At 64.5% G+C, this 13,764-nt stretch carries 10 protein-coding genes; 6 read left to right on the forward strand and 4 right to left on the reverse strand.

Annotated elements, in window-relative coordinates; all coding sequences use genetic code 11:
- Nucleotide 1: 1 nt before the first annotated feature.
- Together CHB99_RS03940 and CHB99_RS03945 are read right to left on the reverse strand one after the other, a co-directional pair.
- On the reverse strand, nucleotides 2–1,333 hold the full coding sequence (locus CHB99_RS03940) for an LLM class flavin-dependent oxidoreductase (protein WP_042121460.1): 1,332 nt from the start codon (nucleotides 1,331–1,333) through the stop codon (nucleotides 2–4).
- Between the two features lies 1 nt (nucleotide 1,334).
- The gene (locus tag CHB99_RS03945) at nucleotides 1,335–3,473 is read right to left on the reverse strand and encodes a TonB-dependent receptor (RefSeq protein ID WP_245655575.1); all 2,139 of its coding nucleotides are present in this window, start codon (nucleotides 3,471–3,473) and stop codon (nucleotides 1,335–1,337) included.
- Nucleotides 3,474–3,777: 304 nt separating this feature from the next.
- Here CHB99_RS03945 and CHB99_RS03950 point away from each other — a divergent pair, with 304 nt between their 5' ends.
- Nucleotides 3,778–4,827 carry a LacI family DNA-binding transcriptional regulator gene (locus CHB99_RS03950; RefSeq protein WP_377698696.1) on the forward strand — a complete coding sequence of 350 codons (1,050 nt, stop codon included), beginning with the start codon at nucleotides 3,778–3,780 and terminating at the stop codon, nucleotides 4,825–4,827.
- A 177-nt stretch (nucleotides 4,828–5,004) separates the two neighbouring features.
- On the opposite strand, the gene betT is transcribed toward CHB99_RS03950, so the two are convergent.
- Both betT and epsC read right to left on the reverse strand, forming a co-directional pair.
- Nucleotides 5,005–6,966 carry a choline transporter BetT gene (betT, locus tag CHB99_RS03955; RefSeq protein ID WP_084702522.1) on the reverse strand — a complete coding sequence of 654 codons (1,962 nt, stop codon included), beginning with the start codon at nucleotides 6,964–6,966 and terminating at the stop codon, nucleotides 5,005–5,007.
- Nucleotides 6,967–7,285: 319 nt separating this feature from the next.
- Nucleotides 7,286–8,218: a serine O-acetyltransferase EpsC gene (gene epsC / locus CHB99_RS03960; RefSeq protein WP_042121466.1), complete on the reverse strand. Its 933-nt coding sequence runs from the start codon at nucleotides 8,216–8,218 to the stop codon at nucleotides 7,286–7,288.
- Nucleotides 8,219–8,438: 220 nt separating this feature from the next.
- On the opposite strand from epsC, the gene CHB99_RS03965 reads away from it, so the two are divergent.
- The 5 genes from CHB99_RS03965 to CHB99_RS03985 all read left to right on the forward strand — a co-directional run bounded on the left by CHB99_RS03965 (nucleotide 8,439) and on the right by CHB99_RS03985 (nucleotide 13,721).
- Nucleotides 8,439–9,437, forward strand: a complete 999-nt coding sequence (locus tag CHB99_RS03965; protein WP_042121468.1) for a D-cysteine desulfhydrase — start codon at nucleotides 8,439–8,441, stop codon at nucleotides 9,435–9,437.
- 116 nt (nucleotides 9,438–9,553) lie between these two features.
- Nucleotides 9,554–10,354, forward strand: coding sequence for a cystine ABC transporter substrate-binding protein (tcyJ, locus tag CHB99_RS03970; protein WP_042121470.1), 801 nt, complete (start codon nucleotides 9,554–9,556; stop codon nucleotides 10,352–10,354).
- On the forward strand, nucleotides 10,351–11,025 hold the full coding sequence (gene tcyL / locus CHB99_RS03975; protein WP_042121472.1) for a cystine ABC transporter permease: 675 nt from the start codon (nucleotides 10,351–10,353) through the stop codon (nucleotides 11,023–11,025). The genes tcyJ and tcyL overlap by 4 nt, the downstream gene beginning before the upstream one ends.
- A complete protein-coding gene (tcyN, locus tag CHB99_RS03980) occupies nucleotides 11,022–11,768 on the forward strand; it encodes an L-cystine ABC transporter ATP-binding protein TcyN (RefSeq protein WP_042121474.1) in 747 nt (248 codons plus the stop codon). Before tcyL ends, tcyN begins: the two co-directional genes overlap by 4 nt.
- 93 nt (nucleotides 11,769–11,861) lie before the next feature.
- Nucleotides 11,862–13,721, forward strand: coding sequence for a DUF3857 domain-containing transglutaminase family protein (locus CHB99_RS03985; RefSeq protein ID WP_042121476.1), 1,860 nt, complete (start codon nucleotides 11,862–11,864; stop codon nucleotides 13,719–13,721).
- Nucleotides 13,722–13,764: the final 43 nt, after the last annotated feature.

Raw genomic sequence — 13,764 nt, forward strand, 5'->3', positions numbered from 1 at the left:
CTCAGGAGAAGTAGGGATTGTTCGGCCGGCTCAGGCCCAGGTGTTCGCGCAGGGTGCTGCCGCTGTAGTGACGACGAAACAGTCCGCGCCGCTGCAATTCCGGCACGACGTGACGCGCCACGTCTTCCAGGCCGCCCGGCAGGTGTGGCACCAGTACGTTGAAGCCGTCGGCGGCGTCGTTCTCGAACCATTCCTGCAACTGATCGGCGATCTGCGCTGGCGTGCCGATCAGGCTGTGATGCCCGCGCCCACCGGCGATACGCCGACCAAGCTGGGCCAGGTTGAGGTTCTCCCGCTCGGCCAGGTCGCTGAGCAACTGCTGACGGCTGCGCTGACCGCTGTCGGTCAGGGGTAGCGACGGCAGCGGACCGTCCTGTGGATAACCCGACAGATCGAAGTTGCCCAGCATCCGCCCGAGTAGGGCGATACCCACCTCCGGTTCGACCAATTGCTGAAACACCGCGAATTTATCCTCGGCTTCGGCCTGGCTTTGGCCGGTCACCACGAACACCCCCGGCATGATCTTCAGCGACTCGCGATCACGCCCGTAAGCGGCCAGCCGCCCCTTGAGATCGGCGTAGAAGGCCTGGGCTGCCGCCAGCGAGGTTTGCGCGATGAACACCACGTCGGCGGTGCGCGCGGCGAGATCGAGGCCAGCCGGCGACGATCCCGCCTGAACCACCACCGGGCGACCTTGCGGGGTGCGAGCTACATTCAAAGGACCGCGCACTTTGAAGTGTTCGCCATCATGATTGATCAATCGTACTGATTCTGGCTTGTAGTACGTACCGGTTTTCTTGTCCCGAATGAAGGCATCGTCGGCCCAGCTGTCCCACAAGCCGACTACCACCTCATGAAACTCACGGGCTCTGGCATAGCGTTCCGCGTGGCCTACATGAGTATTGAGGCCAAAATTCAGCGCTTCGGCGGCCGCATCGGACGTCACCAGATTCCACCCCGCCCGCCCTCCCGACAGATGATCAAGTGAAGCGAACTTGCGTGCTACATGGTATGGCTCGTTGTACGTTGTAGTAGCTGTGGCCACCAATCCGATGCGCTCCGTGACCGCGCTGAGCGCCGATAACAGGGTCAAGGGTTCGAAGTGGTCGGAACGGGCCATCCTGCTGGCAATTTGCCCTTCCGCGGCAGCAACGCTGTCGGCGACGAACAACGCATCGAAACAGGCGTCTTCGGCGATCCTTGCCAGCTGTTTGTAGTGCTGGATATCCAGTCCGGCATTGGCCGGAACATCAGGGTGGCGCCAGGCGGCGACGTGATGCCCAGTGGCCATCAAGAAAGCACCGAGGCTCATTTGCCGTGGGCTGTTGCTCATGTCAGAAGTCCTTGCGCAGCTGGATGCCGAAGTAACGCTCGTCGTCGCGCGCAACGGCGCGGTAGACGTAGTTACCGCCGGTGGCCAGGAGGGGTGAGTAGGATTTGTCCGCAAGGTTTTTCGCCAGCAGCGCCACACGCCAGCCTTCGTTGTAGTCCGCCAGGGCGACGCTGGCATTCCACAGGCCGTAGGCGCCCTGAATCGTGTTGATGTTCTGGGAAATGTCGTACTGCACCTTGCTCTGCCAGCTGAAGTCCGTGCCCAGCTCGATGTCCAGACCGTTGTCCAGCGGGATGCTGTAGTCGGCGCGCACGTAGCTCTTCCAGTCCGGGCTGTACGGCAGCGGCTTGCCATTGACGTTGCACGACGCGGCGGCGCCCGCCGGGCAGGCGAACTCGTCGATGCGCGCCTTGGTGTAGGCCAGGGCACCGGAGAGTTTCAGTTGCGACGTGGCCTGCAGGGCGAAGTCCAGTTCGACGCCTTCGCTCTTCACCGAGCCGGCGTTGATCAGGCGGGTCACCACCTGACCGGCGACGCTGTCGAAGAAGTTGGCCTGGTAGTTCTCGTATTCGGTGTGGAACACCGCGAGGTTCGTGGTCAGGCGGTTGTTCCACAGGCTGGCCTTGAGCCCGGCCTCCCAGCTGTTGGAGGTTTCCGGCTTGAGCGCGTCGGTGTCACGCGGCTGCATGTTGAAGAACACGTTGTAGGCCGGGCCCTTGTAGCCGCGGGAGTAGGTCAGGTAGCTGGTGATGTCGTCGCTGAGGTCGTACTGCACACCTAGACGCCCGGACCAGCCATCCTCGTCCACCGAGCCGGAACTGCGGGTGCCCGGCTGGATGCCGTTGACCGCCACCGTCGAGGTGGAAACACGGCGGTGGTCGTATTCGAGGTCGTCGTGAGTCCAGCGCAGGCCGGCGATGCCACGGAAACGCTCGGTGAAGTTGAGGGTGCTCTCGCCGAACACCGCATAGCTGTCGTTGGTGGTGCTGTAGTCGGCGATGCCCTGCTGGGTGACGGTGGTGGTCTTGAGGGTACGGCGATAGGTTTCCTCGTCCTTGCCGTGCATGTAGAACAGGCCGCCGACGTACTCGACGAACTGGCCTTTCGGCGAGGCCAGGCGCAGTTCCTGGGAGTACTGGTTGTACTCCAGCTCGCCCTTGTCCTCGATGCCGGGGAAGGCGGCGCTGATGGTTGCCAGGCGATCGCCGTCCTGCCATTGGGTGTTGTCCCAGCCGCGCCAGGCGGTGATCGAGGTCAGGGTGTGGTCACCCAGGGTCCAGTCGAGGGTGGCCGAGAGGCCTTTGTTGGTGTCGTCGACATGGCTGCGGTAGTCGCTGACGATATCGCGGTTGTCGCTGTCGGCGCGCACCGGCGCCAGGGCACTGGAGAAGGCCGGCAGCAACGACCTGGCGACCACGCCGTTGGGCGCGTCGTCGCGGGACTTCAGGTAGTCGGCGGCCAGCGTCAGGCTGAGATCGTCGCTGGGAGTGAACACCAGCTTGCCGCGCACGCCCTTGCGGTTGTAGCCGTTGACCTCCTGGCCGTTGGCCTTGTTGTCGACGTTGCCGTCGTAACTGCCGAACAGCGTGCTGATGGAGCCCTTCAGGGTATTCGGAACCAGGCTGCCGCCGATGCCGAAACGGGTGCGGCTTTCGTTGCCGCTGTAGTAGGACTGCTCGGCGAAGCCGTGGGTTTCTTCTGTCGGATTGCGCGTGGTGATGTTCAGCACCCCGGCCGAGGCGTTCTTGCCGAACAGCGTGCCCTGGGGACCGCGCAGCACTTCCAGGCGCTCGATATCCAGCAGGTCGAGGGTCGACTGCCCCGGGCGACCGAAGACCACGCCATCGATCACCGTCGCCACGGTGGGCTCGACGCCCGGCGACGTGGAGATGGTGCCGACGCCGCGGATGAACAGCGAGGTGTCCTTGTTCGACGCACCGGTGCGGAAGTTCAGGCTCGGCACCTGCTGAACGATGCTCGCCACGCTGTTGCGGTTCTCCCGCTCCAACTGCTCGCCATCCACCACCGACACCGCGACCGGCACCTGTTGCAGCGATGCTTCGCGGCGGGTGGCGGTGACCGTGACGGCCTTGAGGGTCGGGCTGTCGCCCTGCACGGCGGGGGCCGTATCGGCGGCCATGGCCGGCGCCAGCGGCAAGGCGCTCAGGGCGACCAGGCCGAGACTCAGGCGTTGACGACGGATGGCCTTGGCCAAGGGTGAAATTGCGGTATGGAACATGGTTGCGCTACTCGATGAATGCCCTGTCCACCGCAATCAGCGATCGCGGCGCCTGAAGAAACGTCAGCGCGGGGTCCTTGGGCATTCGCTCGTGCGAGTAGCAGACAAACCATTTTGTTAGCGCTAACATCGCCAGTATCGGCGGCGCTCGAATAGATCGTCCAATAATGAAAAATTACTTTTATATGCCTTTCAGTTTGTAAGGATGTGCACCGTGAGCGATGAGAAAGTCCCGACACGCAAACGCCGCGGGGCCGGCCGCGTCACCCTCCAGGCAGTGGCGCGGGCCGCCGGGGTTTCGGCGATCACCGTGTCGCGTTACTTCAACCAGCCGGAGCAGGTGTCGCCGGAGCGTCGCGAGCGGATCGCCGCGGTGGTGGCGGAGCTGGGCTATGTGCCCAACCTGGTGGCGGGTGGACTGGCCTCGGCGCGGGGGCGCATCGTCGGCATGGTCATCCCCAACATTTCCGGGCCGATCTTCGCCGACACCATCCAGGGCTTCAGCGACACCCTCACGCGCCACGGCTACCAGCTGTTGCTGGCGTCCAGCTACTTCTCCAGCGATCAGGAAGAAAGCGCCGTGCGGGCGTTTCTCGGCTGGTCGCCGGCGGCGCTGGTGCTGACCAGTCACTTTCACAGCCCGGCCACGGAAAAGATGCTGGCCGAGGCGGACATCCCGCTGGTGGAGACCTGGGATTACCGACCCGAGCGAGGCCCCATCCAGATCGGTTTTTCCCACCATGAGGTGGGCGTCGCCGCCACCCGCTATCTGCACGGCAAGGGCTATCGGCGCATCGCTTTCGTGCAGAACAGCGCGGCGGGCGACTTCAGCGCCCTGGAGCGCCGCGATGGCTATAGCGAGACACTGACCGCGCTGGGCGGTGAGCCGCGGGTATTCGCGCCCGAAGCGGATCTGGCGCCCTTCGAGGCGGGCAAGCAGGCGATGCTGGCCTTGATGGCCGCGCAACCACGGCCCGAAGCGATCATCTTCGCCAACGACAACCTCGCGGCGGGCGCCTTGCTCGCCGGGCAGCGTGCGGGCTGGAAGATCCCCGAGGACTGCGCGGTGATGGGGTTTGGCGATTATCCATTCGCCGGGATGCTGATGCCCGGGCTGACCACGGTGAAGCCGCCGGCGTTGCAGATGGGCGTGCTGGCGGCGACGCGGGTGCTGCAGCGGCTGGGAGTGCTGGAGGGGGACGCCGAGCACCTGAATCTGCTGGAGTGTCAGGTGATCGGCCGGGAAAGTGCCTGAAACACGACACGGCCCTTGTGGGAACTGGCACAAGGCCCTGTAGGAGCTGGCTTGCCTGCGAAGGACCGCGCTGCGGTCCCAGATAGCAGTGAGGTCTGGGACCGCTGCGCGGTCCTTCGCAGTGGTTCGTCACACGACAAGCCAGCTCCTACAAGGGGCCGCTTCGCTCTTGCGAGATCACCGCACCAGATGCAGATACTGCAAATGCCGCTCGTACTGGTCGAGGATGTCGTTGATGATCTGCTCCTTGCTGTAGCCCATCAGGTCGTAATCCTGACTACCTTCCGCCAGGTGCACTTCGGCGCGGTAGTAGCGGCGGTTCTTCGGCTCCTGCGTGCCCAGCCCGGCCAGCGCGAACGACGGCGTGAAGTAACCGCGCATCTGCACCTGGTAGAGGAACGGCTGCTCCTCGCCATGGCCGATCTTCAGGCTGACGTTGTCGTGGCTCGGGTCTTCCTGGGTGATGACGCTCAGACCCTTCTCCGCGTAGACCTCGGTCACCTCGGCGATCGCCGGGCGCACCACGGCGTCCATGAAGCGATACACCTCATCCCGCGAAGGGAAATGCACCGCCTGGCTCAGGCGCTGGCGCCAGCCACTCTTGCCACGGCGCGAACTGGTGAGCGGCGCCAGCGAGTGCATCTGCGCAATCCGCCGCTGCGACTCCAGGTAGAACGCCTTGTGCAGACCCCACATCATCGCCAGCAGGATCACCGAGAACGGTAGCGACGTCAGCACCACCGCCGACTTCAGCGAGTCGATGCTGCCGGCGAACAGCAAACCGCTGGTGACCAGCGCGGTCATCACGCCCCAGAACACCCGCAGCCAGTTCGGCCCGTCCTCGTCGGTGCCGCCGCCCTTGGCCGAAAGGGTCGAGAGGACCACGGTGCCGGAGTCGGCCGAGGTGACGAAGAACACGAAGCTGATGAACACCGTGATGGCGATCACCGCCTTGCTCCACGGATAGGTTTCCAGCAGCAGGTACAGGGTCATCGACGGGTTCTGCACGGCCGAGTCGGCCAGCGCGCTCATGCCGTGATCGAGCACCTGGGTCAGGGCGCTGTTGCCGAAGATCGACATCCACGCCAGGGTGAAGCCCAGCGGGATCAGCAGCACACCGAAGACGAATTCACGAATGGTCCGGCCACGGGAAATCCGTGCGATGAACAACCCCACGAACGGCGCCCAGGCGATCCACCAGGCCCAGTAGAACACCGTCCAGTTGCCCAGCCAGTCGTTGGCGCCGTCGTAGGCGTAGACATCAAAGCTCTTGCGTGGCAGCACGGCGAGGTAGTCGCCGAGGTTCTGGATCAGGGTGTTGAACAGGTGCTGGGTGGGGCCGGCGAACAGCACGAACAACAGCAGCGCGCAGGCCAGGAACAGGTTGATATCGGACATCACCCGCACGCCCTTCTCCACCCCGGCCACCGCCACCATGACCGCCGCGCCCATCATCAGGGCGATCAGCAGCACCTGGACCCATTGGGTGTGGGCGACACCGAACAGGTAGTCGAGCCCGGAGTTGAGATGCAGTACGCCGAAGCCCATGTCGGCACCGAGCCCGAACACCGTGGCAATGATGCCGAAACCGTCCACCGCGTAACCGATCGGCCCGTTGATGCGCTTGCCGATCAGCGGATACAACGCCGAGCGCAGGGCCAGCGGCAGGTTGTGGCGGTAGGCGAAATAGGCCAGGGCCATGCCGACGAAGGCGAACACGCCCCAGCCGTGCAGGCCCCAGTGCAGGAACAGCACCTGCATCGCCTGGCGCCCGGCTTCCACCGTGCCGGCTTCGCCCTGGGGCGGCTGCATCAGGTGGGTCAGCGGTTCGGAGACGCAGAAGAAGAACAGGGTGATGCTGATCCCGGCGGCGAACAGCATGCCGGCCCAGGACAGGTAGCTGAACTCGGGCTGGTCATGGTCGGCGCCGAGCTTGATCTTGCCGTAGCCGGAGAGCGCGGTGACCACCACGAACACCAGGTACAGGGTCATGGCCAGCATGTAGTACCAGCCAACGGTATGCGCCGCCCAGTTCTGCGCGGCCAGCAGCCATTCGCCAGCGGCCTGCGGATTGAAGATGACTACCAGGGCGAACAGCAGGATAAAGCTGGCGGCGAAGTAGAAGACCGGGGGGTTCATGCGCATCCGGGACGGGCCATTCATCGCGAAGGCCCCCCGCAGGACAGGGGAATGGCGGGGTTGAACGGGTTCAGCAAAGGCAGATCCTCCTGTTGAACACCGGCAGCGGACCAGCGTTTTAATTTGAACAAGCGTTCAAGTTAAACATGGAACGGGGGCGGGAGGCGACCTATAGCTGACCATTGGAGTGGGAATTGGGGACTGCTTTGCAGTCCTTTCGCGGGCAAGCCACGCTCCTACGCGAGTTGGTCGATGCTCTCTCGTAGGAGCGCGGCTTGCCCGCGAAAGGACCGCAAAGCGGTCCCAAACCAGACAACGCTTACTTCTGCGCCCCCTCATCCGACTGCAGGTTGGCCTGGGTGATATTGCTTTCCGCCGGCACATTGCGCGTCAGCCACACGTTACCGCCAATGGTCGACCCCTTGCCGATGGTGATGCGCCCGAGAATGGTCGCGCCGGCATAGATCACCACATCGTCCTCGACGATCGGGTGCCGCGGATGGCCCTTCTGCAGCTTGCCGCACTCGTCCTCGGGGAAGCGCTTGGCGCCCAGGGTCACGTGCTGGTAGATGCGCACCCGCTCGCCGATGATCGCGGTCTCGCCGATCACCACGCCAGTGCCGTGGTCGATGAAGAAGCTCGGGCCGATCTGCGCGCCGGGGTGGATGTCGATTCCCGTGATCGAATGCGCCAGCTCGGAACTGATCCGCGCCAGCAGCGGCAAGCCGGCGCGATACAGGTGATGGGCCAGACGATGGTGGATGATCGCCAGTACCCCCGGATAGCACAGCAGCACTTCGTCGACACTGCGCGCCGCCGGGTCACCGTGGAAGGCGGCGAGGACGTCGGTATCGAGCAGCACACGCATGGCCGGCAGCGCCGCGGCGAAGTCCTGGATCAGGCGCAGTGCGGCGGCATCGACATCGGTGGTGTCCTGATTGTCATGCCGCGCGGCATAGCGCAGTTCCAGGCGCGCCTGGGCCAGCAGCGCGGTCAGCGCCGAATCGAGGGTATGGCCGACATAGAAATCTTCACTTTCCTCGCGCAGGTCCACCGGCCCCAGGCGCATCGGAAACAACGCCCCGCAGAGTTGTTCGAGGATCTGCTTCACCGCCTCGCGCGACGGCAGCTCGCGTCCGCCCTGTTCGCCGCTGCTGCGGCCATTGCGGGTGCGCCACTGCTCGCGGGCCGATCGAAGCTGGCCGACGATGGACTGAAGTTGCCAATACCCGGATTGCGCGTTGTCGCTCACGGTTGTTTCTCCTGCTCGGCGGCATGGGACTGGAAGGGGAAATGCCGCTCTCTTGATCGAGCACTCTACGACATTGACCCAAGATGGAAAAAATAACGGTTTATGCCGGTTGGCTATATGTAGGGCATAAGCCACATCAGGACCGCTTTGCGGTCCTTCGCGAGCTTGCCCGCGAAGGGCTGCCTGCCTATGCTCGAATTTTCCTACAGCGACTTCCCCCATGATCGAACGACAGCTAACCCGCTTCAATCGACTGGAACTGCTCGGCGCACCGACCCCGCTGGAAAAGGCCCGCCGCCTGTCGGAGTGGGCCGGCCGCGAGATCCATCTCAAGCGCGACGACCTGACCCCTCTCGCCCTGGGCGGCAACAAGCTGCGCAAACTCGAATACCTCGCCGCCGATGCCCTGGCCAGGGGCGCCGATACCCTGGTCACCGCCGGCGCGATCCAGTCCAACCACGTGCGCCAGACCGCCGCCCTCGCCGCCCGCCTCGGCCTCGGCTGCGTCGCGTTGCTGGAAAACCCCATCGGCACCGACTCGGCCAGCTACCTGGAAAACGGCAACCGCCTGCTCCTCGACCTGTTCGATGCCAGGGTCGAGCTGGTCGACAACCTCGACAACGCCGACGAACAACTGCAAGCCCTTGCCGTGCGCCTGCACGCCAGCGGGCGCAAGCCGTACCTGGTGCCGATCGGCGGCTCCAACGCCCTCGGCGCCCTGGGCTATGTGCGCGCCGGCCTGGAACTGGCCGGGCAGATCGAGCGCAGCGGCCAGCGCTTCGCTGGCGTCGTGCTCGCCTCCGGCAGTGCCGGCACCCATGCCGGCCTGGCCCTGGCGCTGGCCGAGCGCCTGCCGGAACTGCCGGTGATCGGTATCACCGTCTCGCGCAGCGAAGATGCCCAGAAGCCCAAGGTCCAGGCCCTGGCCGAGCGCACCGCCGAGCTGCTGCAGGTCCGTGTACCGGACGCATTCAACGTGCATTTGTGGGACGAGTACTACGCACCGCGCTATGGCGAAGCCAACGCCGGCGGCCTGGCGGCGATCCGTCTGCTGGCCAGTCAGGAAGGCGTCCTGCTCGACCCGGTGTACACCGGCAAGGCCATGGCCGGACTGCTCGATGGCATCGCCCGGCAGCGCTTCGACGACGGTCCGCTGATTTTTCTGCACACGGGCGGAGCGCCGGCATTATTCGCCTACCCTGATGTCTGTAAACGTTGAATCAGGTGCGGCTGATAGCTCAAAAACAAATAATAAAATTCTTTTTTATTATTTTTGAATCTATTGGCGGCGCCCTATAGTCACCACCACTTTCACAACAAGACTGGGGACAGGGCATGACGATTTCCGTTTTCACCAAACGCATTCTCGGTGTCGGCGCGGGCCTGCTTCTCGGGGCCAGCCTGCTCGGCCAGGCAGTCGCCGGCGAGCAGCTGCAGAGCATCAAGGACAAGGGTGTGATCAACATCGGCCTGGAAGGCACCTACCCGCCATTCAGCTTCGTCGACGAGAACGGCAAGCTCACCGGGTTCGAGGTCGAGCTTTCCGAAGCCCTGGCCAAGGAGCTGGGCGTCAAGGCCAAGGTCCAGCCGACCAAATGGGACGGCATCCTCGCCGCCCTGGAATCCAAGCGCCTGGACGCGGTGATCAACCAGGTGACCATCTCCGAAGAGCGCAAGAAAAAGTACGACTTCTCCAAGCCCTACACCGTTTCCGGCATCCAGGCGCTGATCCTGAAGAAGAAGGCCGCAGACCTGAAGATCAACGCCGCCGCCGACCTGGCCGGCAAGAAAGTCGGGGTCGGCCTGGGCACCAACTACGAACAGTGGGTGAAAAAGGAAGTCCCGCAGGCCGATGTGCGTACCTACGAAGATGACCCGAGCAAGTTCGCCGATCTGCGCAACGGTCGTATCGACGCAATCCTGGTCGACCGCCTGGCGGCACTGGAATACGCGCAGAAAGCCAAGGACACCGAACTCGCCGGCGCCGCCTTCTCCCGCCTGGAGTCCGGCGTGGCCCTGCGCAAGGGCGACCCGGAACTGCTCGAAGCGATCAACAAGGCGCTGGACAAGCTGCGGGCGGACGGCACCCTGGCCAGGCTCTCGGATAAATACTTCGGTGCCGATGTCACCCAATGATCGCTGAAAGCCTGCAACTCGTTGCCGACTCTACGCCCTTCCTGCTGAAGGGCGCTGGCTACACGGTGCTGCTCAGTGTCGGCGGCATGTTCTTCGGCCTGCTGCTGGGCTTCGCCCTGGCGCTGATGCGTCTGTCGAAGGTCCTCCCGCTGGACTGGCTGGCCCGTATCTACGTCTCGTTCTTCCGCGGTACGCCGCTGCTGGTGCAGTTGTTCGTGATCTATTTCGGCCTGCCGCAGGTCGGCATCGAGCTCGACCCGATCCCGGCCTCGCTGATCGGCCTGTCGCTGAACATGGCTGCCTACATCTGCGAAATCCTCCGCGCGGCGATTTCCTCCATCGACCGCGGCCAGTGGGAAGCCGCCGCCAGCATCGGCATGACCCGCACCCAGGCGATGCGCCGGGCGATCCTGCCGCAGGCACTGCGCACCGCCCTGCCGCCGCTGGGCAACAGCTTCATCTCGCTGGTCAAGGACACCGCCCTGGCCGCGACCATCCAGGTCCCCGAGCTGTTCCGCCAGGCTCAGCTGATCACCGCGCGCACCTTCGAAGTGTTCACCATGTACCTCGCCGTGGCGGTCATCTACTGGATCCTCTGCAGCGTCCTCGCGCACTTCCAGCACCGCATGGAAGCGCGGGTCAACCGTCATGACCAGGAGCCGCAGCGATGATCCGCGTGCAACGCCTGAACAAGCAGTTCAATGGCCAGAGCGTGCTCAAGGACATCGACCTGGCCGTCGAGCCCGGCGAGGTGATCGCCATCATCGGCCCTAGCGGCTCCGGCAAGACCACCTTCCTGCGCTGCCTGAACCTGCTGGAAACCCCGGACAGCGGCCTGATCCAGGTCGGTGACGTGGAAATCGACGCCAGCCGCCCGCTCAAGCAGCAGAGCGGATTGATACGCCGCCTGCGCCAGCAGGTCGGTTTCGTCTTCCAGAACTTCAATCTGTTCCCCCATCGCACCGCGCTGGAGAACGTGATCGAAGGCCCGCTGATCGTGAAGAAGACCCCCTTCGAGCAGGCCGCCACGCTGGGCCGCGCGCTGCTGGCCAAGGTCGGCCTGGCCGGCAAGGAGGACGCCTACCCACGGCGCCTGTCCGGTGGCCAGCAGCAACGGGTGGCCATCGCCCGGGCCCTGGCGATGGAGCCGGAAGTGATCCTCTTCGACGAACCCACCTCGGCCCTCGACCCGGAGTTGGTCGGCGAAGTGCTGGCGACCATCCGCGGCCTGGCCGAGGAAAAGCGCACCATGATCATCGTCACCCACGAGATGAACTTCGCCCGCGATGTCGCCAACCGGGTGATCTTCTTCGACAAGGGCGTGATCGTCGAACAGGGCGAGGCCAAGGCCTTGTTCGCCAACCCGCGGCATGAGCGCACCCGGCAGTTCCTCGGCAAGATCCTCGGCGGCTGAGGTTCTGCAACGGCGGGACACTTCAGGCACAATGCCGGTACTGATTCGCATTCCTGTGTATCAGCCCTGGAATCGCCTGCAAGAAGGATCTCTATGAAGTGGCTCGTTTCACGCCCGGCCGGTTGGCTGGGCCTGCTGGTCTGCCTGCTCACCCTGAACCTGGCGCATGCCGCCGAAGACGGCCGCGACAGGTCCGTCACGGTGGAGAAGGACGCTCGCCAATACCGTGTCGAAGCCGATGGCAGCTTCGCCCTGCGTCATGAGCTGGTCTTCCATATCGAGGAAGAGCGCGCGATCAAGGACACCGCGCAGCAGTCCCTGCCGTACAACCGCACGGTGGAAACCCTCGATGTGCTCGAGGCCTATACCGAGAAGCCGGATGGCCGCAAAGTCGCGGTCAGCGCCGAGCAGATCAAGGAGCAGCAGCAACAGGCCTCGGCCGACGCGCCGATGTTCCTCGACAGCCTGGTCAAGGTGGTGATCTTCCCGGAGGTCGCGGTGGGCGATCGCCTGGTGCTGACCTACAAGCGTCAGCGCGCCACCGCGCTGTTCCCCGGCCAGTTCGAAGACACCGTGTTCCCGTATATCTATCCGGTCCGGCAGATGAGCGTGGTCTACGACCTGCCCGCCGACCTGGCCCTGCAGGCCGATGCCCGCGACTTCAAGCCATCCACCCCGCCAGCCGCGGGCGGACGCAAGGTGTGGCGCTGGGACTACCAGCACGACGCCCAGCCGCGCATGGAAATCGGCGCGGTGTCCTATGCCGATTACGGCCAGTACCTGGCGGTCTCGACCTTCACCGACTACGCCGCATTCGCCAGGGCATACGCGGCGCGCGCGCCGTTCGAAGTCACCCCGGCCATCGCCGAACTGGCGAAATCCCTGACCGCCACGATCACCGATCCGCACGCCAAAGCCCTGGTGCTCAGCGACTGGGTGCGCAAGAACGTGCGCTTCGTCGCCGTCTACATCGGCGCTGGCGGGGTGGTGCCGCATGCCGCCGAGACCGTGCTGAACAACCGTTACGGCGACTGCAAGGACCATGTCGCGCTGCTCGGTGCGCTGCTGGCCGCGGTGGATATCCACAGCACACCGGCGCTGCTCAACCTGGGCAATGCCTACCAGTTGCCGAAGGTGGCGACCCTCGGCGTGATCAACCATGCGATCACCTACATCCCGAGCCTGGACCTGTACCTGGACCCGACCATGAAAGGCATCGCCGCCGGCTTCCTGCCGCTGGCGGACATGGACAAGCCGACCCTGCTGGTCGCCTCCGCGACGCTCGCGCGCACCCCGAAGACGCAGACCAACACCGTCAAGAGCCGCACCACGTTCAGCATCAACGAGCAGGGCGAGGCCGACTTCAGCAATGACTCGACCATCGAGGGCTGGGGCGCCGAGCTGAACCGCTACGGCCTGCGCAACATGGCCCCGGGCGAACGCGACATGCTGGTGCAGCGCATCCTCAGTTCGTACAACCAGTCCGGCAACGGGCGCGTCGAAGGGAAGAAGCTGGACAAGCAGGGCCACGGCTTCCAGCTCAAGATCGACGGGCACTCGCGCAATCTGGTCAACCTGCCCGGGCCGATCGGCGTGCCGACCCTGAGCAGCTTCGCCGGTGGCATCGCGCAGAATGTCCTCGGTTTCGTCAGCGAGAAAGAGCGCAAGCAGGCATTTCTCTGCGTATCCAGCCTGACCGAGGAAGAGGCACGCTTCGACTTCCCGGCCCAGGTGCAGATCCTCGCCACGCCCAAGCCGGTCTCGCTGAAGGTCGCCAACCTCGAATACAGCGCCGACTACCGCCGCGAAGGCAACAGCGTGGTGGTGACCCGCCGCATGGACTTCCGCAATGCCGGCTCGACCTGCACGCCGGAACAGTTGCGCACCCTGATGCCGACCGTCGAAGCGCTGATCCGCGACCTGAACAGCCAGGTGATCGTGCAGCAGAGTTGAGGCCGGAACGGGGCAAAGCGGAAAAAAACGTCGCCATGACGTT

Source organism: Pseudomonas japonica, from assembly GCF_900188455.1.
GTDB lineage: Bacteria > Pseudomonadota > Gammaproteobacteria > Pseudomonadales > Pseudomonadaceae > Aquipseudomonas > Aquipseudomonas japonica.

What these genes read in the sequence shown, in the direction of transcription:
- CHB99_RS03940 (WP_042121460.1), bottom strand. Translation starts at nt 1,333, where the DNA reads ATGAGCAACAGCCCACGGCAAATGAGCCTCGGTGCTTTCTTGATGGCC.
- CHB99_RS03945 (WP_245655575.1), bottom strand. Translation starts at nt 3,473, where the DNA reads ATGGCCGCCGATACGGCCCCCGCCGTGCAGGGCGACAGCCCGACCCTC.
- CHB99_RS03950 (WP_377698696.1), top strand. Translation starts at nt 3,778, where the DNA reads ATGTGCACCGTGAGCGATGAGAAAGTCCCGACACGCAAACGCCGCGGG.
- betT (WP_084702522.1), bottom strand. Translation starts at nt 6,966, where the DNA reads ATGAACCCCCCGGTCTTCTACTTCGCCGCCAGCTTTATCCTGCTGTTC.
- CHB99_RS03965 (WP_042121468.1), top strand. Translation starts at nt 8,439, where the DNA reads ATGATCGAACGACAGCTAACCCGCTTCAATCGACTGGAACTGCTCGGC.
- tcyJ (WP_042121470.1), top strand. Translation starts at nt 9,554, where the DNA reads ATGACGATTTCCGTTTTCACCAAACGCATTCTCGGTGTCGGCGCGGGC.
- tcyL (WP_042121472.1), top strand. Translation starts at nt 10,351, where the DNA reads ATGATCGCTGAAAGCCTGCAACTCGTTGCCGACTCTACGCCCTTCCTG.
- tcyN (WP_042121474.1), top strand. Translation starts at nt 11,022, where the DNA reads ATGATCCGCGTGCAACGCCTGAACAAGCAGTTCAATGGCCAGAGCGTG.
- CHB99_RS03985 (WP_042121476.1), top strand. Translation starts at nt 11,862, where the DNA reads ATGAAGTGGCTCGTTTCACGCCCGGCCGGTTGGCTGGGCCTGCTGGTC.